The 20868-nt window shown below is 69.8% G+C and carries 19 protein-coding genes; 3 read left to right on the top strand and 16 right to left on the bottom strand.

Annotated elements, in window-relative coordinates; genetic code table 11:
- Positions 1 to 6 precede the first annotated feature (6 nt).
- From ACFV8T_RS41915 to ACFV8T_RS41860, 12 genes are all read right to left on the bottom strand, one after another.
- On the bottom strand, positions 7 to 1287 hold the full coding sequence (locus ACFV8T_RS41915) for a choice-of-anchor A family protein (protein ID WP_385338232.1): 1281 nt from the start codon (positions 1285 to 1287) through the stop codon (positions 7 to 9).
- Positions 1288 to 1447: 160 nt separating this feature from the next.
- Complete coding sequence (locus tag ACFV8T_RS41910) at positions 1448 to 3406, bottom strand: transglycosylase domain-containing protein (RefSeq protein ID WP_385338229.1); 1959 nt, start codon at positions 3404 to 3406, stop codon at positions 1448 to 1450.
- Between the two features lie 198 nt (positions 3407 to 3604).
- On the bottom strand, positions 3605 to 4060 hold the full coding sequence (locus tag ACFV8T_RS41905) for a hypothetical protein (protein WP_385338226.1): 456 nt from the start codon (positions 4058 to 4060) through the stop codon (positions 3605 to 3607).
- 38 nt (positions 4061 to 4098) lie between these two features.
- The gene (locus ACFV8T_RS41900; RefSeq protein WP_385338222.1) at positions 4099 to 4440 is read right to left on the bottom strand and encodes a DUF983 domain-containing protein; all 342 of its coding nucleotides are present in this window, start codon (positions 4438 to 4440) and stop codon (positions 4099 to 4101) included.
- A 67-nt stretch (positions 4441 to 4507) separates the two neighbouring features.
- Entirely contained in the window at positions 4508 to 5299 is a 792-nt protein-coding gene (locus tag ACFV8T_RS41895; protein ID WP_385338219.1) for a DUF4253 domain-containing protein, read from the bottom strand.
- A gap of 57 nt (positions 5300 to 5356) precedes the next feature.
- Positions 5357 to 6019: a 1,4-alpha-glucan branching protein gene (locus ACFV8T_RS41890; RefSeq protein ID WP_385338217.1), complete on the bottom strand. Its 663-nt coding sequence runs from the start codon at positions 6017 to 6019 to the stop codon at positions 5357 to 5359.
- Between the two features lie 23 nt (positions 6020 to 6042).
- Complete coding sequence (locus tag ACFV8T_RS41885) at positions 6043 to 6294, bottom strand: DUF397 domain-containing protein (RefSeq protein WP_385338214.1); 252 nt, start codon at positions 6292 to 6294, stop codon at positions 6043 to 6045.
- Positions 6291 to 7076: a Scr1 family TA system antitoxin-like transcriptional regulator gene (locus ACFV8T_RS41880; protein ID WP_385338211.1), complete on the bottom strand. Its 786-nt coding sequence runs from the start codon at positions 7074 to 7076 to the stop codon at positions 6291 to 6293. Before ACFV8T_RS41880 ends, ACFV8T_RS41885 begins: the two co-directional genes overlap by 4 nt.
- Before the next feature lie 131 nt (positions 7077 to 7207).
- A complete protein-coding gene (locus tag ACFV8T_RS41875) occupies positions 7208 to 8005 on the bottom strand; it encodes a HEAT repeat domain-containing protein (RefSeq protein ID WP_385338208.1) in 798 nt (265 codons plus the stop codon).
- A gap of 42 nt (positions 8006 to 8047) precedes the next feature.
- A complete protein-coding gene (locus ACFV8T_RS41870; protein WP_385338205.1) occupies positions 8048 to 8689 on the bottom strand; it encodes a LysE family translocator in 642 nt (213 codons plus the stop codon).
- Positions 8690 to 8705: 16 nt separating this feature from the next.
- Positions 8706 to 9134 carry a hypothetical protein gene (locus ACFV8T_RS41865; RefSeq protein WP_385338203.1) on the bottom strand — a complete coding sequence of 143 codons (429 nt, stop codon included), beginning with the start codon at positions 9132 to 9134 and terminating at the stop codon, positions 8706 to 8708.
- A gap of 129 nt (positions 9135 to 9263) precedes the next feature.
- Positions 9264 to 9977: a DUF4232 domain-containing protein gene (locus ACFV8T_RS41860; protein WP_385338200.1), complete on the bottom strand. Its 714-nt coding sequence runs from the start codon at positions 9975 to 9977 to the stop codon at positions 9264 to 9266.
- 312 nt (positions 9978 to 10289) lie between these two features.
- On the opposite strand from ACFV8T_RS41860, the gene ACFV8T_RS41855 reads away from it, so the two are divergent.
- A complete protein-coding gene (locus tag ACFV8T_RS41855) occupies positions 10290 to 11798 on the top strand; it encodes a helix-turn-helix domain-containing protein (protein WP_385338197.1) in 1509 nt (502 codons plus the stop codon).
- A 44-nt stretch (positions 11799 to 11842) separates the two neighbouring features.
- On the opposite strand, the gene argS is transcribed toward ACFV8T_RS41855, so the two are convergent.
- Complete coding sequence (argS, locus tag ACFV8T_RS41850; RefSeq protein WP_385338195.1) at positions 11843 to 13615, bottom strand: arginine--tRNA ligase; 1773 nt, start codon at positions 13613 to 13615, stop codon at positions 11843 to 11845.
- A gap of 157 nt (positions 13616 to 13772) precedes the next feature.
- Here argS and lysS point away from each other — a divergent pair, with 157 nt between their 5' ends.
- Positions 13773 to 15539, top strand: coding sequence for a lysine--tRNA ligase (lysS, locus tag ACFV8T_RS41845; RefSeq protein WP_385338192.1), 1767 nt, complete (start codon positions 13773 to 13775; stop codon positions 15537 to 15539).
- A gap of 109 nt (positions 15540 to 15648) precedes the next feature.
- On the opposite strand, the gene ACFV8T_RS41840 is transcribed toward lysS, so the two are convergent.
- The 3 genes from ACFV8T_RS41840 to ACFV8T_RS41830 all read right to left on the bottom strand — a co-directional run bounded on the left by ACFV8T_RS41840 (position 15649) and on the right by ACFV8T_RS41830 (position 19342).
- A complete protein-coding gene (locus ACFV8T_RS41840) occupies positions 15649 to 17091 on the bottom strand; it encodes a DUF2637 domain-containing protein (protein WP_385338189.1) in 1443 nt (480 codons plus the stop codon).
- Between the two features lie 257 nt (positions 17092 to 17348).
- A complete protein-coding gene (locus tag ACFV8T_RS41835) occupies positions 17349 to 18245 on the bottom strand; it encodes a DUF3558 family protein (protein WP_385338186.1) in 897 nt (298 codons plus the stop codon).
- A gap of 200 nt (positions 18246 to 18445) precedes the next feature.
- Positions 18446 to 19342 (bottom strand): DUF3558 domain-containing protein, encoded by an 897-nt coding sequence (locus ACFV8T_RS41830; protein WP_385338183.1) that lies wholly within the window; start codon positions 19340 to 19342, stop codon positions 18446 to 18448.
- Between the two features lie 170 nt (positions 19343 to 19512).
- Between ACFV8T_RS41830 and ACFV8T_RS41825 the strand changes: the two genes are divergently transcribed.
- Complete coding sequence (locus ACFV8T_RS41825; protein WP_385338180.1) at positions 19513 to 20706, top strand: RtcB family protein; 1194 nt, start codon at positions 19513 to 19515, stop codon at positions 20704 to 20706.
- Positions 20707 to 20868: the final 162 nt, after the last annotated feature.

Here is a 20868-nt window from a genome sequence, read left to right as displayed (position 1 = left end):
CGGCTGTCAGGACCGCTTGGCGCGGCGGCGGGCCACCACGACCAGGCCGGTGCCCACGGCGAGCACCACGGCGGTGCCGATGGCCAGCGGGATGGTGCCGCTGCTGCCCGTCGAGGCCAGGTCGCCGTCCTTGCCGCCGGGCGTCGTGCTCTGCGACGGGGCCGGGGTGGCCGGTGTGGACTCGGACGGGCCGGCGGACGGTGTGCCGCTCTCCGACGGCGGTGTCACCGAGGCGGAGGGCGTGCCGGTCACCGGCGGGGTGGTCCCGGGGGTGTTGCCCGGGGTCGGCGTGGTGGGCGGCGGGGTCTCGCCGGTCTCCGAGAGGCAGCCGGTGAAGGGGAAGTGGTGCGTCTCCGCGCCGCCCGAGCCGTGCAGCGAGGCGACCCACACCGAGCCGTTGACCGGTGCGCCGGTGCCCAGTTCCAGGTGTGCCCCGGGGGCCAGCACGCTGCCGGGCCAGGCCGCCTGGCTGCTCTTGGTGACTGTGCGGGCCTCGGGGAAGTTCCACAGCAGGCGGGCGCGGACCTTGCCGTCGGAGGCGCTCTGGAGCTTGTCGTCCAGTACGTAGTCCTGGCCGCCGGAGAGGAAGAAGCCGGTGGTGCCGGCCTTGGCCATGTCGTAGGTCTCGCCGCTGACGTTGACGACCGCGGTGGCGCCGGCGGGGACCTTGAGGTAGATGTCCTTGGCCTTCTCCAGTTGACCGGCCGTCACCTCGAAGATGTTGCGGGTGGTGTTCCCGCCCTCCAGGGTCAGCTTGCTGCCGGTCAGTTCCACTTCGGTGCCGGCAGTCGCCGGTTCCTTCGCCAGTGCGGAGGAGTAGGCCCGGAGCTTGGTGAACTCGGTGTCGAAGTCGATCAGTCCGGCGTTCTGGCCGAAGGTGCCGGAGTGCATTTCGAGGGCGCGGTCGCTGACCTTGCCGCCGACGACCGCGTTGCCCTTCATCACCGCGGTGACCGAACTGCCGTTGAGCAGGTTCCCGCGGACGACGAGCGATGCCCGGCCGGGCAGGGCGTCGACCTCCGCGGCCGACAGCTCGTTGGCGACGCTGAAGCCGCCGCGGAAGTCGGCATTGCCACCGACGGCCACCGCGCCCTCCGCGTCGGGGGAGTGGACGTCGTCACCGAGAACGAACTCGCCGTACTTTCCGGCGATCCCGAAGGCATCGGTGGTGCAGGCCGCCGGATCGGCGGCGGGCGTGGCCTGAGCGGCGGGGACGGCCGTGAGGCCGAGGACGAGGGCTCCGCCGAGAACTGCGGATGCGGTGGCGGCGGTTGCGGATATGCGCATGGGGGCGTGTCTCTCCAGCGGAGGTGCTTGTAAAGATTCCGTGGCGGCTTCGGCCAAGTTCTTCACACAATAAGATATTGGTCAAGACCAATGCGCGGAGTGCTGCTTTGTCCAGTTGTCAGTTCTGCCCCACGCCGTCGTCAGCCCCTGGCCCACGGGCCTACTTCCCCGTGACGTAGGCGTTCCAGATCCGGAGCGGGAAGACATTGCCGCGTCCCGAATCGGGCCCGCCCACACCCTGCATTCCCAGCAGTTGAGGGGTGCCCGGCTTGTTGCGGAACATCGTGACGGCCGTGGTCAGCCCTTCGGTGTGGCCGATGAACCAGGCCGACTTCATCCGGTCGTCCTCGCCGGTCGCGCCCGCCGAGAGGTCGCCGGCAGCCTCGGTCCTGGCGGACGTGCCGAACTTCCCGTCCTGACCCAGCCGCGTCCAGGCCACCATCCCCAGGGTGCTGTTCACATCGTTGGCCACCGAGGCGTCCATCGCGCGCCGCGGCTCGGGCTTCCCGAAGCCCTCGACCGCCTCGCCGTCCCGGGTCATCCTGGTCACCGAGTAGGGATCGGCCCTCATACCTTCGTTACTGAAGGCGGTGTACGCGTCCGCCATCCTGACCGCACTCGGTGTGGACGTGCCGAGGGGAAAGGACCTGTCCAAACGGGCCAGGCTCTCCTTGTGCAGCCCGGCCGATACCGCCAGTTCCTTCACCTTCTTCAGCCCGATGTCCTTGCCGAGCAGCGTGAAGGTGGCGTTGGACGACTTGATCAGCGCATCGCGCAGGGTCGTCGGCGCCGTGGCCATCGCCTGGCCGGGACCGGAACCCGACGGGGCGGGAGGTGCCGCGTACGGGCCGTCCTTGATCAGGCGCCCTCCGTTGTCGTAGCCGCTGTCCAGGGTGATCCCGTCGCCGTGCTGAAGGGCCGCGGCCAGCACGAAGGGCTTGAAGGCCGAGCCGACGGGGACGCCCGCGGTGTCGGCGTTGTTGGCGAAGTGGGTGACCGCGTCGGCTCCGCCGTACACCGCGACCACGGCCCCGTCGGCCCGCACGGATGCGGCGCCGACCTCGACGTACTTGTCCTCGGAGCGCTTCTTGGGGTCGAGGTCGCGCTTGCGCACACTGCGCACGGCTCGCTCCAACTGCCCCACCCTGGCCTTGTCGAAGGTGGTGTGCACCCGGTAGCCGCCCCGGAAGAGGTCCTTGTCGGTGAGGCCCGAACGCTTCTTGATGTACTTGTTGGCGATGTCGACGAGATAGCCGGTCTGGCCGCCGAGGCTGGTCGGCTTGGCGGTCGGCTTCGGCTCGGGGAACTTCTGGTACGCGGCCCGCTCGGCCTTCGTCATCGTGCCGATCTCCACCTGCCGGTCGAGGATCCACTCCCAGCGGTCGACGGCGCGTTCGTGGTTGCCCTTGCCGCCCGCGGGGTCGTACTGCTCCGCCCCCTTGAGCAGGGAGGCGAGCAGCGCCGCCTGGCTGGGGTCGAGGTCCTTCGCGGGGATTCCGTAGTACGCGTTCGCCGCTGCCTGGATGCCGTAGGCGCCGCGGCCGAACCAGCTGGTGTTCAGATACCCCTGGAGGATCTCCTTCTTGCCCTGCTTGTTGTTCAGCTTCAGGGAGATGAAGAATTCCTTGAACTTCCGGGTGGCCGACTGTTCCTGGCTGAGATAGGTGTTCTTCACGTACTGCTGGGTGATGGTGGAGCCGCCCTGGGTCTCACCGCCTGTGACGATGCTTGCGGCCGCGCGGGCGATTCCCGTCGCCGATACCCCCGGGTCGGAGTAGAAGGTCTCGTTCTCGGCGGCGATGACCGCGTTCTCCACCGAACGGGGTATGTCGGCGAGCGTGACGTTCTGCCGATTGACCGCGCCCACGCTCACCAATTGGCTGCCGTCCGCCCAGTAGTAGACGGTGCCCTGCCTGCGCGCCTCGACGTTCTCGTTCGGGATGTCGACGGACGCGTACACCGCGGCGAACAGGCCGGCCAGCGCGACGAGTCCGAGCATGACTCCGCTCAGCACCTGCCGCCATGAAGGGACCCAGCGACGCCAAGTACGTTTCCCCCGGCGGGGGTAGTCGATACCGAGTCCGCGGCGGCGGATCGGGCGGATGGGGCTTCGGGCCATGCTCCAGCTCCTCGTTCACCGTCCCGTACCGGTGGCGCGGGGCTTGTGAGAGAGGACGTTCCGGATTGCGATCGGGTTGTCCCGAAGCCCGTCCGGCACGAGTGGTGAACGCGTACCGGACGGCCTTTCCGGAGGAACAGTCCGTGATACCCGACTTTGTCGGCGGGCGCGGCGACCGGGCGTGGGCCCCGGGCGCGCTCAGGCGAGGCCCGCCTCTTCCAGGGCGGACCTCGCGCAGGCCTGGACGAGGGGGTCCTCCCCGGACCCTCCGGCGGCGATCAGGGCCTCGGTGACCGCCGGGTCGTCCGAGGCGTAGGGGCCGAGCGCCATCGCCGCGTACTGGCGCACCAGATCCTCCTCGGGGTCGCGCAGCGCCGCCAGCAGGGCCCTGCCCGCGCGGTGGCGCAGGTCGGGGTCGGTCGGGGGCCACAGGCGCAGGACGGTGGCGGCCTCGGTGCGGGCGAGGTCGTACTCGCCCGCGTCGGCGACCACCAAGACGAGGAACGGCTGCGCGGCCGTGTTGTCGTCCAGTTCGGCGATGATCTCGCGTTTCCTGTCGCTGTCGGCCGGCAGGGCGCGGAACTCCTCGATGAAGCGGGCGAGGCGGTCGGCGCGGTCGGCGTCGGTGTCGTCCGGGGACGGCTCCGGGTTCACGGGCGGTGTTCCTCCGCTCGAAGGCTCAGGACCAGTGGTCAGGGCCAGTTGATCAGGGTCATGAAGGCGACCCAGGTGAAGAACACGGTGGCGGGCGCGGCCACGGCGAGGCCGATCGCGGTCGGCGGCCTGCGCCTGGTGAACACCCAGCTCGCCACCAGGATGACCAGGGCCAGCAGCAGGCCGCAGCAGGTCACCGTCCACGCCGGACCGAAGCTGGCGTCGAAGCGGTGGGCATCCGTCTCCGAGCAGTATTCGCAGGCTATGGGCGAGAGCATGATGTGCACCAGGGCGAAGAACGCGAGTGGCAGCGTGACGACCGTGGAGATCAGTGAGGCGATCCAGGTGTGCCGGGGGCTGTCCGTGACGTTGTCGGGCATGCGTGCGATTCAACCTGGCGCTCCGGTACGGCACATGAGTCGCCGTACCTAGGAGCTCGGGTCCGGTTCAGTCCCACCAGAACGACCAGGTCTCCTGGTCCAGCACCATCTTCTCGGCGTAGACGTCCAGGTCGTACGGCGGGTTCTGTTCGATGTTGTCCGGGCAGAACGCGAAGTGCTCGGCGGCGACCGCGCGGGCCTCCGGGAGGGTGGTGGGCGGGCGCCCGACCGAGACGGTCAGGGTGTCGAAGCCCAGCACCACGACCCGTATGCCGAAGCGGTCCTCCCAGGAGCGGAGCACGGCACAGAGCCGGGCCGTGTCGTCCTCGTAGTTGACCGGGCCCGACCAGCCGATCGCCGCCGGTATGTCCGCGCTGCGCCGGGCCGGGACGAGCGCCACCCGCGAGCCGGGGTACCAGCCGTCCGGGCCGACGCACTCCTCGGCGACAGCGGCCGCCAGGTCGTCGGGGGTGTCCTGCCCCTCGGCGGCCGGGACGGGGGCCAGGCCCGGCCAGTCGCCCTCGGCGGCGTCGAGCTCCTCGGGCGCGCAGTCCTCCCAGTACTCGCTGAGCACCTCCTCGGCGTCGTGATCGCCGGGGTACGACGTGCTGTCCGGGATCAGGTCCCAGGCATCGGGCCACTGGTCGCGTCGCCCGCCGTCGATCAGCACGGGGAGCAGGCCGACCGTCCGCCCGGCCGTGCGCAGCGCGCGCCACGTCCCGTGGGACGCGGGCTCGTCGGCGCACCAGAGCAGCGGCTCGTGCCAGGTGCCGTCGATCGTGGCGTCCACCAGTGAGCCGGGCGGGAGTCGAAGCCCTGAGGTGGCCAGGGACGGGAGCGGGTTCGGGAGCGTCGCCATGAACCGAACTCTAGGCGCGAGCACTGACAACGGCCGGGCGGGGCCGGGCGGTCCGGGCTACGGGCGTGCGTGAACGACGACGTACGCGGTGCGCGCCGTGGTGCCGTCGGGCAGCGGCGCGTCCGCGGTGACGTGGCCGATTGCCCGTCCGTCCGCGTTCTGCCCGGGGTGGAGAACGCGGTTGATGTGGAGGGTCAGCAGGCGGCCCGCGGGTGCCGTCGCGACCAGGAGATCCGTGCCGTTCGGGTCGTCGGTGGCGGTCGTGGCGGCGATCTCCGCCAGGGTGTCCGATTCGGCGAACCAGGCGATGACGGACGGGTCGGGGGTGTCGCTCGTGCTCTGCATCTGCGGCTCGGCCTTGCCGACGACGAGCGCGAACAACTGGGCGACGAGGACCGGGTCACGCGTCCCGTCGTACACCCACCGCTGCCCCAGCACCCCGTGCTCGGTCGTGCCGATGAGTGCGTCGTCGTCGCCCGCGAGCGGTGCGCCGCGGTAGCTGAACGGCACCTGGTACGTGACCGGTTGGTCCCCCGAGGTGTCGGTGACCGCCATGAACTCGATCCCCACCTCGCCCTGCGGGTCGTCCAGCCGGAACCCGCCGGTCCTGGCCAGCTCGGGCTGCCGCCCCTTGCCGCGGTACCAGGGCTGTGCGGGCAGCCAGGAGGTGAGGAGTTCCAGTTTGGTGGGCGTCAGGGTGGTGCGGTGGATGACAGCCATGCGGTGGTATCCCTCCGGTGGGGTCAGACGAGTCGCCGGTCGGCGGCGAAGCCGGCGAAGGCCGTCCAGGTGGTGGGGGCGACGGTGAGGACGGGGCCGTCGGGGTTCTTGGAGTCGCGGATGTGGATGGCGGCGGGGTGGGCGGCGACCTCGACGCACTGCCCGCCCTCGCTGCCGCTGTGGCTCGACTTCTGCCACTCGTAGGCGACTTCGAGGCACTGCCCGCCCTCGTCGCCGCTGTAGCTGGACTTGAACCACTCATGTGCGGTGTTCATTGTTCTCCCAGCAGACGGTCCAGCAGGCCCACGGTGTCTTCGGGGCTGAGGGCCTGGGCTCGCAGCATTGCATATTTCTGGGCGAGGATGCTGACCTCGTCGGGGTCGGAGACGAGCAGGCTGCCGCGCTGTGTCTCGGAGTAGGCGACGCGCTGGAAGTCCGGCGTTTCCAGCAGGGTGAAGGGGCCGTCCAGCCCGGCATGGGTGCGGTGGTTCAGCGACAGGACCTGGAGGCAGACGCCGGGGAGCGCGGCGCAGGTACGCAGGTGGTTCAACTGCTCCGCGTGCCCTTCGTCGTCCAGGAGCTGGAGCATCAGGACCGGTTCCCAGACGACGAAGCTGATGGTCGGGGGCGACGGCCGATGAAGGATTTCCTGGCGTTCCAGGCGGGCCTTCGTCTGAATCGCCACCTTTTCCTCGCTGAAGACAGGGACCCTGTTGCGGAACACGGCCTCGGCGTAGCGGTCCGTCTGGAGGAGACCCGGTACGACCTGGTTGTCGTACCAGGACAGCGCCAGAGCCTCCAGCTCCAGCTCCAAGTACTCCTCCGCCCACGCCGGGATCAGATCGATCTCCGGCATGTGTGCCACTGCCTCCGCCAACGCACCTTTGGTCTCCAGTAGTTGGTCCAGCGTGGCGGCCAGGCTGGGCAGTAGCGCCCGTCTGCCCTGTTCGATGGAGGCGATCGTCTCCACCTGGTGGCCCACCAGGTCGGCGAGTTGGGTCTGGGTCAGGCCGGCCGCCCTGCGGAAGACGGCGACCAGCTTGCCCACAAGTTTCATTGCCGACGCGTTCTTGCGCTTCCGCATTCCGGGGTGCATACCGAGCCAACTTCCACCTGCGCGCCCGCGTCACGCGCGTACGACCTGTACAAGAAATCTGTACGGCTTCGAGCCCGGTCGGGGCGAGGGCCTCAGGTCTCGGGTGCGCTGGACTCGACGGCCTCCCGGACCGTCGCGTCCGGGTCCTGGGCGAGGCGGTGGAGGAGTTCCGTGGCGCTCGGGGTCGACCAGTTCTCGACGGCCCATACGAGGGCCCTGCGGACCTTCGGGTCCGGGTGGTCCGCGAGGTGGGCCAGTTGGTCGACCGGTCCGCGTCGGCGCATCCCGAACCAGTGGAGGGTCTGGACGAGCTGTTCGGGGTCGCCGGGGCTGCCCGCTGCGGCGATCCTGCGCACGAGGACCGCGGAGGCCGGGGGAGGGCCGTCGAGAGGGTGCGGGCGGCGTTGCCGCAGGCGCTGCGAGCCGTACTCGCCGCGTACCCGGCAGCCGAAGCAGGTGCAGGGCGCCTTGCCGTTCGAGCCGGGGAAGTACCGCCAGCCGGTGACCTGGCTGACCGCGCGGATACGGTGCACCTCGCGCCGGGTGACGGGCCGGGGGACGAACACTTCCCAGCCGCGCGGGTCGGGCAGGGCGGCGACACGGCGTACGGCTTCGGCGGCCGTGACGGTCGCGGGGTCGCGGTTGTAGGGGCCCACGGTGACGGGTTCGTCGTCCGGCAGGCGGATGTGCACGGCGACGAGTCCACGCGGGCCGCCGTGCCTGGCCAGCTCGCGCAGCCACTGGTGGGTGAGGGTGTACGAGGGGAGGACGGGGAAGCAGTAGAGGCCCCGTGACCGTGATGCGTCGCGGCCGTGGCTGACGGCCCGTATTCCGGAACGGCGCACACGCGCCGCGTTCGCCGAGGGCGTCAGGTGCACGAACATCGCCATGCGGCCGATGCTAGAGCCTTTTCCCGAGGCCCGGCCGGAGGCTCAGTCGCTGAGGGCCAGCCGGATGCCGAAGGCGGCGATGACGGTCCCGGTGATCCGGTCGAGCAGGAGGCGGGCCCGGGGCCTGCGGAGCCAGCCGTGCAGGACGCGGGCGAAGCCGATGAGGGCGGCCGACCACACCAGCCCCAGGAGGATGTGGACGGTGGTGAGCAGCAGGCCCATGGCGAAGTGGTTGGCGCCCTCGGGGATGAACTGGGGCAGGACGGCGACGTAGAAGGCGCCCATCTTGGGGTTGAGGAGGTTGGTGAGGGTGCCCTGCCGCCAGCCGCCGCGTAGCGAGTCCGTACCGGAGAGGAGCGCGGCGTCGGTCGTGTTTGGGGCGGGACGACGGCCCCGGAAGGTGTCCCGGAGCATGCGGGCGCCCAGCCAGACCAGGTAGGCGGCGCCGGCCCAGCGCAGGGCCGTGTAGGCGAGGTGGGAGGCGGTGAGGAGCGCGGTCACGCCGAGGGAGGTGAGCGCACCCCACAGGAGGGTGCCGGTCTGGATTCCGAGGACGACGCCCCAGGCTCTTCTGCGGCGGCCGAGGGCCGAGGTCCGCAGGATCAGAGCGGTGTCGAGTCCGGGGGTCAGGGTGAGCAGTCCTACAACCAGGGCGAAGGACCACAGAGCGGTGCTTATAACCATGGAAGGCCAGCTTACGTCAGTCGGCCGGGGCCGGGGCCGGGGCGTCGCGGGATCTGCGGTAGCTCAGCCAGGAGGCCGTCAGAGCGGCGGCTCCGGCGCCGAAGATCGTGACCGGGGTCCAGATCCGCCAGTGGAGCGGGGACGTGGAGTCGTACGCCCAGCCGTCGCCCGCGAAGATCGTGTCACCGGCGGCCACCTCGGCGCCGGTGATCTCGCCGGAGGCCGTGCGGCCGTCCGCGAACGCCCACGTCCCGTAGCAGTGGGCGGCAGGCAGCTGCCCGCCGCCCTCCACGCACTGCGTGACGCTGTGCACGGTGGCGGAGTCGCCGGTGAGCAGCTTCTGCACGCCGTCGCCGACCCACAGCGCGACGAGGACCGGCAGGAGGGCCGCGAGCGCGAGGGCGGACACCAGAGAGCCCAGTGACTTCAGACGGGTCCGGTCCATGCGGTGTCCCCCGTGGGTCGACTACCGGCCAACGTAGTGCAGATGTCCGGCTGTTGGGCGCGGAAAGGGGCCGTCCGCGAGAGCGGACGACCCCGGCGAGGCGCTGACGGATCCGTACGTGCTGACGGATCAGTACATGAGGGCGTCGGCCATTTCGCTCTGCCAGTAGGTGACGAAGCCGTTGTCGCCCCAGGTGGTGCCGGCGGGGAGGGTCAGCTCGGCCGAGGCGCCCGTGGAGCCCTGGTTGGCCTTGCCGGTGAAGTACACCGAGAGGTGGGCGCTCTTGTGCAGCTCCTGCCCGTCGGGCTCACCGGACAGCCCGATGGAGGCGTAGGCGGACTGGCCAGGCGCGAGGGTGACCACGGCCTGCGGGATGCTGTCGCGGAGGACCGGGAAGGCGGCCTGGGCGTCGTCGAAACGGAGTGCCGGTGCGTGGTACGCGTAGCAGGGCACGGAGCCGGTGTTGGTCGCCGTGAGCAGCAGGTGGTTGATGGGGCGGCTCACCTTGCTGACGGTGACCTTGGTGTTCGAGCCGGTGCAGGTGACGGGGGACTTGTTTCCGCTCGCGGTGGTGCCGACGCTGCTCTTCCCGCTCCTGCTGCCGCCGGTGGAGCCCTTGGACGTGGTGGAGACGTTCTCGGCGGGGGCCTTGGCCGTGCCGCTGTCGGTCTCCTTGGCGTCCTTGCCCGTGTCGGGGGTGGTGGCGGTGACGCTCGCTGCCGGAGCCGCCGCGCCTGCCTTGCCGTCGTTCCCGTTGTCGTTGCCGCCGCAGGCGGTGAGCGAGAGGGCGGCCAGGAGGGCGGTCGCGGCGAGGGCGGTGGTGCGGATGCGGTTGCTGCGCATGGTGGTACTCCCCGTGTGTGGGCCGGTGATGTCGTTCGGTCAGTTGTGGCAGATCAGGACCATGACGATCGCGGTGGACACGATCAACACGCCGATGGCCACGGCATCGATGAGCTCGATGCGGAAGTGGATTCGCACTGCGTCGTCCCGGTGGTCGCTGCGGTGTGTTCACAGCTTGCGGGGCGGCAGAATCCGACCGCAACGCCGAACAGCCCATTGGGGAAGCTGGAATGCCTGCGCGTACTGTGACCTGGGCAGATTCCACGTCCCTGGAACGGTGTTCTGGGACGGACCAGGAGGGGGAACGCCGAAGTGGCGACGCCGGAGGCCGGGGAATTCGCGGCTCTGCTGAAGGAACTGAAGGATCGTTCGGGGCGCAGCTACGGGGTACTCGCCGGGAGACTGCACGTCAGCACGTCGACGCTCCACCGGTACTGCAACGGTGATGCGGTGCCGAACGAGTACGCCCCGGTGGAACGGCTGGCGCGGTTGTGCGGGGCCGGGCCGGACGAGCTGGTGGAGCTGCACCGGCGGTGGATCGTGGCGGATGCGGCCCGGCGGCGCCCTGCCGCGGCTGCTCCCGCTCCTGCGGCTGCTCCCGCTTCTGCTTCCGCGGGGCCGGTCCGGGACGCGGTTTCGGACGAGGTTCCGGATGCTTCTGCGGACACGTCTGCGAATACGTCTCCGGATGCGGAGCGTGGCTCCCGGGCCGAGGCCGGGGCAGGGGCCGGTGATTCGTCCGAAGGGCGGGCCGGGGAAGAGGGCGGTGACGGCGGCGGCACGTTCGTGTCGGTGCCCACGCCCGAGCCCACGTTCGAAGCCGAGCCCACGATCGTGGCAGGCGGGGCGAGCCGGCCCAGGCGGTTCCTGCCCTCCCGGCGCGCGCGCGTGCTGCTCGCGGCCGTCGCCGTCGTCGCGCTGAGCGTGCCCACCTCGATCGTCGTCAGCAATCTGTCGGGCAGGGACACCGACGATCTCAGCAACGCCCCCGCCGTGGACGGCCAGGACACGGATGGGTCCGCGCCCGCCCTGCTCGGCCGCGACAGGAGCCCCACCGCCTCGCCCAGCGGGGCGAAGAAGTCGGGCAAACCCGTACCGTCCGGCTCGGCGACCGTGTCGTCCCCGCCGTCCGGCGGCGCCTCCGCCACGTCCGGGAGGCACGGCACGGGAGCCGGGTCGGGTGGGCAGCAGAGCGGGGGCGTGCCGCTGGGCGCCACCATCAGCTCGTACAACTGGGAAGAGCCCTGCGGCAAGTACTACGTGCTGGACCAGAAGCCGAACGACGTGCCTCCGCCGCCCCCGCCGCAGGACACCCGCGGCTGGGCCAGGGCGCTCGGCGGGGTGGACGGCGGCAACATGCTGCTCGAAGTCACCGTGCAGGGGAAGTCGGGGCAGGCCGTCGTGCTGAAGGGACTGCATGTGCGGACGCTGTCCCGGAAGGCGCCGCTGGCTTGGTCGGCGTATTCGATGGGGGAGGGCTGCGGGAGCGGCATCACCCCGCAGTCCTTCGACATCGACCTCGACGACGGCCGGCCGACCCTCACCCCGGTGGCGGGTCGGCAGGGGGACGTACGGGTGCCGCCGAAGGACTTCCCGTTCCAGGTGTCCTCCACCGATGTGGAGGTGTTCGACCTCAACGCCCATGTCGAAGGGCACGACGTCAGCTGGTACCTGGAGCTGGAGTGGAGCAGCGGCGATCGGGAGGGGACGCTGCGCATCGACGACGGCGGGAAGCCGTTCCGTACCAGCAGCATCAAGGCCCGGCCGGAGTACATGTACCGGTACGACACGGCCCAGTGGGAGACCAAGGAGCCGAACTAGGTCTCGCCACCAGGCCGGTGCGTACGTGCTGACCGACGCTCCGGTCAGAGGCGCTCGGGGGTCCGGATGCCGAGCAGCTCCATGCCCTGGTGCAGGGTGCGGGCGGTGAGGTCCGAGAGGAAGAGCCGGTTCTCGGCCACATCGCCCGGCACCTCGGGCTTCAGCACCGGGCACTGGTCGTAGAACGTCGTGAAGAGCGACGACAGCTGGTAGAGGTACGAGGCCAGCTTGTGCGGCTCGTACGCGGCGGCGACCTCGGCCACGACCTCGGCGAACTGGTCCAGGTGCAGGGCCAGCGCGCGCTCGGCAGGGGCCAGCTCCAGCTCCGGGTGGGGCTGGGACTTCAGCTCGCCCGCCTTGCGCTTGATGGACCGGGAACGGGCGTGCGCGTACTGGATGTACACGCTGGTGTCGCCGGTCAGCGAGACCATCTGGTCCAGGTCGAACTTGTAGTCGCGGGCGGCCGACGTCGACAGGTCCGCGTACTTCACCGCGCCGATGCCGACCTGTGTGGCGCGCTCGGTGATCTCGTCCTCGGTGAGGTCCTTCGCCTTCTCGCGCACGACGGCGGACGCCCGGTCGATCGCCTCGTCCAGGAGGTCGGCCAGCCGGACCGTCTCGCCCTCACGGGTCTTGAACGGCTTGCCGTCCTTGCCGAGCACCGTGCCGAAGGCGAGCTGCACGGCCTTGACGTCCTCGTTCAGCCAGCCGGCCCGGCGGGCCGTCTCGAAGACCATCTTGAAGTGCAGGGCCTGCCGGGCGTCCACGACGTACAGCAGGGTGTTCGCCTTGAGGTTCTGGACCCGGTCGCGGATCGCGGAGAGGTCGGTCGCCGCGTAGCCGTAGCCGCCGTTCGACTTCTTGACGATCAGCGGTGTCGGGTTGCCGTCCGGGCCCTTCACGTCGTCGAAGAAGACGCAGAGCGCGCCCTCGGAGCGGACGGCGACGCCCGACTCCTCAAGGATCCGGCAGGTCTCCTCAAGCATGTCGTTGTAGCCGGACTCGCCGACGATGTCGGCGTCCCGGATCTCCATGTCGAGCTTGTTGAAGACCGAGTAGAAGTAGATCTTCGACTCGTCGACGAAGCGCTGCCACAGGGCGAGCGTCTCCTCGTCACCGGCCTGGAGGGCCACGACGCGGTCCCGGGAGCGGGCCTTGAACTCCTCGTCGGAGTCGAAGAGCGCGCGCGAGGCCTTGTAGAGCCGGTTCAGCGAGGACATGGCGGCCTCGCCGTCCGCCTCGCCGCCGTCGCCCTCGTGGGTCAGCTCGCCCGGGTGCTCGATCAGGTACTGGATGAGCATGCCGAACTGGGTGCCCCAGTCACCGATGTGGTGCCTGCGGACCACGGACTCGCCCGTGAACTCCAGGATCTGCACCATCGCGTCACCGATCACCGCGGAACGCAGGTGGCCGACGTGCATCTCCTTGGCCACGTTCGGCTGCGCGTAGTCGATGACGGTCGTGCCCGCGGCGCTGTTGTACGGCACACCGAGCCGGCCCTCGTCGTCCGCGGCGCGCGCGGCGAGGGTCTCGATGATCGCCCGGTCGGCGAGCGTGACGTTGAGGAAGCCGGGGCCGGAGACCTCGATCTCCTTGATCAGGCCACCCGCCGGGAGCGCGGCCGTGACCTGCGAGGCGAGCTCGCGCGGGTTGCCCTTGAGCTTCTTGGCGAGGGCCAGGATGCCGTTGGCCTGGAAGTCGGCCCGGTCGCTTCGTCGCAGCAGCGGGTCCGCGGTGCCGGCATCCGGCAGAGCTGCCGTCAGGGCGTCCGCCAGCTGCTGCTGGAGCGTGGAAGCGAGGGAATTGACCGAGGCCATGGGCTGGCTGCCGTTTCCGTAGGAGTACAAGGGATCACACCCAGTATTCCACGGGCGGTAAAGCCGTTTTCGCGCTGCCGGTAGGACCTGGGAGAATGGGCGGAGCCCCTACGAGTCCCACAAGGGTGTTCCTACGAGTCCTACAAGAGAGAAGGACGTGCAGACCGTGGCTCAGAGTCAGAGCAGCACCGAGGCCGACTGGGTCTCCCGCTTCGCGGACGATGTCATCGCCGAATCGGAGCGTCGTGCGCCTGGCAAACCGGTCGTCGTCGCGTCCGGCCTCTCCCCGTCCGGCCCGATCCACCTGGGCAACCTCCGCGAGGTCATGACCCCGCACCTGGTCGCCGACGAGATCCGCCGCCGGGGGTACACCGTCCGGCACCTGATCTCGTGGGACGACTACGACCGGTACCGCAAGGTGCCCAATGGTGTCCCGGGGATCGACGAGTCCTGGGCCGAGCACATCGGCAAGCCGCTGACCTCGGTGCCCGCCCCGGCCGGGTCCGCGTATCCGAACTGGGCCGAGCACTTCAAGGCCGCCATGACGGCCGCGCTGGACGAGCTGGGCGTCGAGTACGACAGCATCAGCCAGACCGAGCAGTACACGGCGGGCGCCTACCGCGAGCAGATCCTGCACGCGATGAGGCACCGCGCCGACATCGACGCCGTCCTCGACCGGTACCGGACGAAGAAGGACCCGGCCGCGGCGGGTGCCAAGGGCGGCAAGAAGCCGCAGCAGCAGAAGAAGGTCGACGAGGCCGAGCTGGAGGCCGAGGCGGGCTCCGGCGCGGCGAGCGAGGACGACGGCAGCGGCGGTTCGGCCGGTTACTTCCCGTACAAGCCCTACTGCGGCAACTGCGAGAAGGACCTGACGACCGTCACGTCGTACGACGACGACAGCACCGAGCTGAACTACACCTGCACGGCCTGCGGCTTCGCCGAGACGGTGCGGCTGAGCGAGTTCAACCGCGGCAAGCTGGTCTGGAAGGTCGACTGGCCGATGCGCTGGGCGTTCGAGGGCGTGATCTTCGAGCCGAGCGGCGTGGACCACTCCTCGCCGGGCTCCTCGTTCGTCGTCGGCGGCCAGATCGTCCGCGAGATCTTCGACGGCGTGCAGCCGATCGGCCCGATGTACGCCTTCGTCGGCATCTCCGGCATGGCGAAGATGTCCTCCAGCAAGGGCGGCGTGCCGACCCCGGCCGACGCGCTGGAGATCATGGAGGCGCCGCTGCTGCGCTGGCTGTACGCGCGCCGCAGGCCCAACCAGTCCTTCAAGATCGCCTTCGACCAGGAGATCCAGCGGCTCTACGACGAGTGGGACTCGCTGGCACGCAAGGTCGCCGACGGCTCGGTGCTGCCGGCCGACGCCGCCGCGTACGCGCGGGCCATCGGCACGGCCGCCGGTGAGCTGCCGCGTACGCCGCGCCCGCTGCCGTACCGCACGCTCGCGTCGGTCGCCGACATCACGGCCGGGCACGACGAGCAGACGCTGCGCATCCTGAGCGAGCTGGACCCGGAGAACCCGCTGACCTCGCTGGACGAGGCCCGGCCCCGTCTCGACCGCGCCGAGAACTGGATCACCAGCCAGGTTCCGGCCGAGGCCCGCACCATCGTCCGCGACGAGCCGGACAAGGAGCTCCTCGGCTCGCTGGACGAGCAGGGCCGGGAGTCGCTGCGGCTGCTCCTGGAAGGGCTGGACTCGCACTGGTCGCTGGACGGGCTCACCACGCTCGTCTACGGCGTGCCGAAGATCCTGGCGGGCCTGGAGCCGGACGCCAAGCCGACGCCCGAGTTGAAGGTCGCGCAGCGGTCGTTCTTCGCGCTGCTGTACCGGCTGCTGGTCAGCCGGGACACGGGGCCGCGGCTGCCCACGCTGCTGCTGGCCGTGGGGGCGGAGCGGGTGCGCAGGCTCCTGGGCGCATAGCGGTCCGGTTTGTTTCGTACGTACGGAGGGCCGTCACCCGGTGATTCGGGTGACGGCCCTCCGTCGTTGCCGCTGATCGGATGCGGGCCACGGGACAGCCCTCAGGGGCTCAGGCGATGTGGTCCGCTTCGAGTTCGGCGTGGTAGCGGTTCTTGAACTCCGGCATCAGGCGGCGGATCAGCGCCGCGCTGCGCGGGTGCCTGACGTTGTGGCCGTCCGTGACGTGTATGTCCAGGGCGTCGACGCTCGGGTAGTCGTTGTGCTGGTTCACGAACGCGGCGAACACCTCGTAGGCGATCTCGGCGAACTCCGCGTCCTCCTGCGCCCACTCGGCCGGGTCCGGCTCGGGCTCCTTGGCCTGCTCCTTGACCTGCTCCTTGACCTGCTCCGGGAGCTGCGGCTGTTCGTGGAGCTGAGGCTGTTCATGGGCCTGCTGGGCCTGCTGGGCCTGTTCCTGCTGCTGGCGCTCCGCGGTGCGGGGGCCCGGGACGGCGCCGATCGTGCCCACGTTGCCCAGGGGGCGGGTGCGGCCGCCGGGGCCCGACGGGACCATCACCGGGGTCGGCTCCAGACCCTCGACGTACGTCGGGTTGTAGGCGCTCTCGTACGCGTCGTCCGGCACCTGGGGCGCCGCGAACCAGGGGCTCTCGTGCGAGCCGGGGCCCTCCTGGGGCCATTCCTCGGCGGCGGCATCGTCGGACGGGTGGCCGTGCAGCTGGTACTGCTGGTGCGGCCCGTGCTGCTGGTGCTGGTGTTGCGGCTGGTGGTGCTCGTCCTGCTGGGCGTACTGCTGCTCGGGGGCGTACGGCAACTCGGGCTGGGACTCGCCCGATTCGACCTGGGCCTGGACCGGGGCCGGGGGCAGCAGGGCCGGTTCGATGCCCGCGGCGGCGAGGCCGGCCGGGCCGGTCTCGGCCAGCGGGACCCCGTACTTCGCCAGGCGCAGCGGCATCAGGGACTCGACGGGGGCCTTGCGGCGCCAGTTGCGGCCGAAGCGGGCCTGGAGGCGGGCCTGGTAGATCAGCCGGTCCTGTTCGAGCTTGATGACCTGCTCGTAACTGCGCAGCTCCCAGAGCTTCATGCGGCGCCAGAGCCGGAACGTGGGGACGGGGGAGAGCAGCCAGCGGGTGAGGCGGACGCCCTCCATGTGCTTGTCGGCCGTGATGTCGGCGATCCGGCCCACCGCGTGGCGGGCGGCCTCGACGGAGACCACGAACAGCACCGGGATGACCGCGTGCATGCCGACGCCGAGCGGGTCGGGCCAGGCCGCGGCGCCGTTGAAGGCGATCGTCGCGGCGGTCAGCAGCCAGGCCGTCTGGCGCAACAGCGGGAACGGGATGCGCAGCCAGGTCAGCAGCAGGTCCAGGGCGAGCAGGACGCAGATGCCCGCGTCGATGCCGATCGGGAAGACCAGCGAGAAGTCCCCGAAGCCCTTCTGGAGGGCGAGCTCGCGCACCGCCGCGTACGAACCCGCGAACCCGATCGCGGCGATGAGCACCGCACCGGCGACCACGAGACCGATGAGTATCCGGTGGGTGCGTGTCAGCTGCATCGCGGCCACCCGCGTTCCCCTCCCCGTTTCCCGTATCCGACGTCGTGCTGTGACGTCTTTTTCGGCGTCCTGCTGCGACTTCTGGCGGGCACAGCCTGGCACATGGGAACGCGGCGTGTTGCGCGGGGAGGGGAGAAGCCCGGTACTCGGGGGAGCGCCGGGCTTCGTAAAGCTGCTTCTGTGCAGGGGGGTTGTCAGGGTCTTTTCGTTGGATCAGGCCGGCCCCCGCGAGCCCGGCCTGATCCGGATGAGAGGCCCTAGCTCGTCTTCTTGACGGACGTCTTGTGGGCGGAGGTCTTCTTGTCCGTCGACTTGTTGTCCGCCGTCTTGCCGTCCGTCGTCTTGCCGTCCGCGGAGTCGTCGCCGGACGACTTGGGGGCGTCGGCCTTGTCCGTGGCCTTCTCGCTCGGCTTGTCCGAGCCGGCCGGCTTGTCCGACTTCGCGCCGGCGGCGACGGAGGCCACCGCCTCCTTGGCCGCCTTCTCGGCGCCCTTCAGGATGTCGTCGGCGGAGGGGGTCTTCGCGCCCGCGTAACCCGCGCCGTTGTAGGTGAGGGTGATGACGACGTTCTCCGTCCGGGCCACGACCGTCGCGTACTTGAAGTCCTCACCCGTCTTGGTGAGGTCGTAGGTGATCTTGGTGGCCTGCTCGCCGATGCCGCTGACGGGCGCTTCGGCGACCTTCTTGGCGCCCTCGGCCGCCTTGGCCTTGGCGACCTGCTTCTCGAAGTCCTGCTGCGCGCGCTTGGCGCCGCTGCCCAGGGCCTGGTCCGAGTCGAAGCGGGTGAAGCCGACGTCGAGCCAGCGGTACTGGGAACCCTTCACACCGTTGTCGTCGAGGCCGTTCCAGGAGCAGCCGGCGCGGTAAGAGGTGTCGCTGGAGGTGGTGGCCGTGCCGTTCTTGGACTTCGCCGCGGGAACCAGGGAGGTGGCCGTCTTCTTGGTGATCGACTTGCACGGGTCGGGCAGCGCGGCGAACTTCGCGGGCTCGACGGTCGGCTCCGCCTTCTTGCTCGCGCTCGGCGATGTGGACGACGCGGACGAGCCCGATTCCTTCTTGTCGCCGGAGTCCGACGAGCAGCCGGCGACGACGAGCATCACCGGAACGGCGGCGCAGGCGAGTATGCGGGAGAGTCGCGGGGCTGAACGGTGCATGGTTCCTTCACTCGGGTGGCGCGGCGGGCGGGCTGCCAGGTGGTCGGGCGGGTGGTCGACCGGTGTTCCGGAGGGTGTCCCGGAAGCTGCTCCGGAGGGGTTTCCGGAGGGCCACGGTACGACGGACTGCGACGGGATGCCGCCCCGGCCGGGTGCCCGGCGGCCGGGGGCGACGCGCGCCAGGGGCGCCCGGGTCGGGGTCACTCGCTGAACTTGTCGACCAGGTTCCGGGCCACTGCCTGGGCCTTCTCCTGCAGTTCCTTGCTGTCGGGGACCACGCTGGAGACGGTCGGCTGCTCGGTGTACTCGACGGTCACGATGACGTTCGATGTGCGAAATACCACGCTCACCGTGCGGTGCTGTGCGGTGGAACCTGCCCGGGTGAGCAGATCGTTCAGAAACGCGTTGTCGCCGAGGTCGTCGAGGACGCGTGGCTGAAGGCTCTCGGCCGGGCCGCCGGAGGCGTCGTCGGCATTCCCGTCTTCGGTGTTCCCGTCGTCGGGGGTGGGACCGGCCAGGGCGTGCGAGGCGGAGTCCGGGGCGGGGTCGGAAGCGGCGGGGGTCGTCGGCTTCTTCGTGCCCTTTGTACCGTCCTTCGTACCGTCCTTCGCGCCGTCCTTCGTGCTGCTGTCCGTGCTGCTGTCCGCGCTGTCGGGGGTCGCGGAGGGCGAGGTCAGACCGGCGGAAGTTTCCTTCTCCGTGTACACCTCGCGGGCGCGGTCGTCGTCGCTCACGACGGGGTCGTAGGACACGACGCGCTCGAAGTCGATGGACAGGGTGTGCGAGGAGGAGGGGGCTTCGGACTTCCAGCGGCAGCCGACCCGGCGGTCGGTGTTGTAGGTGACGGCGGCGGTGCCCTCGTACACCTTCTTCTGCTGCTCCTCGGAGAGTTCGGCGGCGCCCGGGAGCAGGTCCTTCAGCGTGGACGTCGCGACGGCGCCGCAAGGCTCGGGAAGAGTGCGGTACTTGCCGGGTGCCGCGACGGCGACAGGTGTCTCGCCGGGCTTGCTGTCGGCTGCGGAACCACCGGTTTCGGTGTCGTTGCTGCAGCCGACGACGAGCGCTGCCAGTAGCGCGGTGCCGGTTACGTAGGCCATTCGTCGCACGGTCCTGGGCTCCCTTCGTGCGAAAAACGGTTGCCGCTCGATGGCGACCGGTGGACACAATGTGTATCGCACGCGCCGCTGTGAATGCCGGTCGACCGACTCATTTGCCGACCTTGGCACCGGTTTTGCGCTTTCAGACTTTTCGGGGGAATCGAGGAACTATGTCTTATGTAGAGGTGCCGGGCGCGAAGGTTCCCATCCGTATGTGGGCCGACCCGGCCTCCGTCGAGGACGTCGCGATGCAGCAGCTGCGCAACGTGGCCACACTGCCCTGGATCAAGGGTCTCGCCGTCATGCCGGACGTTCATTTCGGCAAGGGCGCGACGGTCGGTTCGGTGATCGCGATGCAGGGTGCGGTCTGTCCGGCGGCGGTCGGTGTGGACATCGGCTGCGGAATGTCCGCGGTGAAGACCTCCTTGACGGCCAATGACCTGCCGGGCGACCTGTCCCGGCTCCGGTCGAAGATCGAGCAGGCCATTCCGGTGGGCCGCGGCATGCATGACGAGGTCGTGGAGCCGGACCGGCTGTACGGCTTCCGGGCGCCGGGCTGGGACGACTTCTGGGGACGGTTCGACGGGGTGGCCGATGCGGTCAAGTTCCGTCAGGAACGTGCCACGAAGCAGATGGGAACGCTCGGATCGGGAAACCACTTCATCGAGTTCTGCCTCGACGAGTCGGGTTCGGTCTGGCTGATGCTGCACTCCGGATCGCGGAACATCGGCAAGGAACTGGCCGACTTCCACATCGGGCAGGCGCAGAAGCTGCCGCACAACCAGGATCTGATCGACCGCGACCTGGCGGTGTTCATTGCCGACACCCCGCAGATGGCGGCGTACCGGAACGACCTGTTCTGGGCGCAGGAGTACGCGAAGCACAACCGGGCCGTCATGATGGCGCTCTTCCAGAACGTGGTCCGCAAGGAGTTCAAGAAGGCCAAGGTGACCTTCGAGCCGGTCATCTCCTGCCACCACAACTACGTGGCGGAGGAACGGTACGAGGGCATGGACCTGCTGGTCACGCGGAAGGGCGCGATCCGTGCGGGGTCCGGGGACTTCGGGATCATCCCGGGTTCGATGGGCACCGGTTCGTACATCGTGAAGGGCCTCGGGAACGAGAAGTCGTTCAACTCGGCCTCGCACGGTGCCGGCCGGAAGATGAGCCGGAACGCCGCGAAGCGGCGCTTCTCGACACGCGACCTGGAGGATCAGACGCGGGGCGTGGAGTGCCGTAAGGACTCCGGCGTCGTGGACGAGATTCCGGCCGCGTACAAGCCGATCGAGAAGGTCATCGAGCAGCAGCGGGACCTGGTGGAGGTCGTCGCCAAGCTCAAGCAGATCGTGTGCGTGAAGGGCTGAGGGCCTTGGCCGGGGCCCGGCTGAAGGTCTTTGCGCACGGCTGAACGGAAGGGCCTCGGGCGCGGGTGCTTAGGTTCTAGGAGTCGTCGCAACACCCCAGCTCAAGGGGTGCGATGGAGTTCGAGATCCGCAAGGTGCGGACGGTGGCCCAAGGCCGCAAGA

Origin of the sequence: Streptomyces sp. NPDC059832, assembly GCF_042731715.1 — a bacterium.
In the GTDB taxonomy this organism is placed as follows: domain Bacteria; phylum Actinomycetota; class Actinomycetes; order Streptomycetales; family Streptomycetaceae; genus Streptomyces.
The sequence above is the reverse complement of the archived record's forward strand: the minus strand, read 5'-3'. Positions and strand labels throughout refer to the sequence as shown.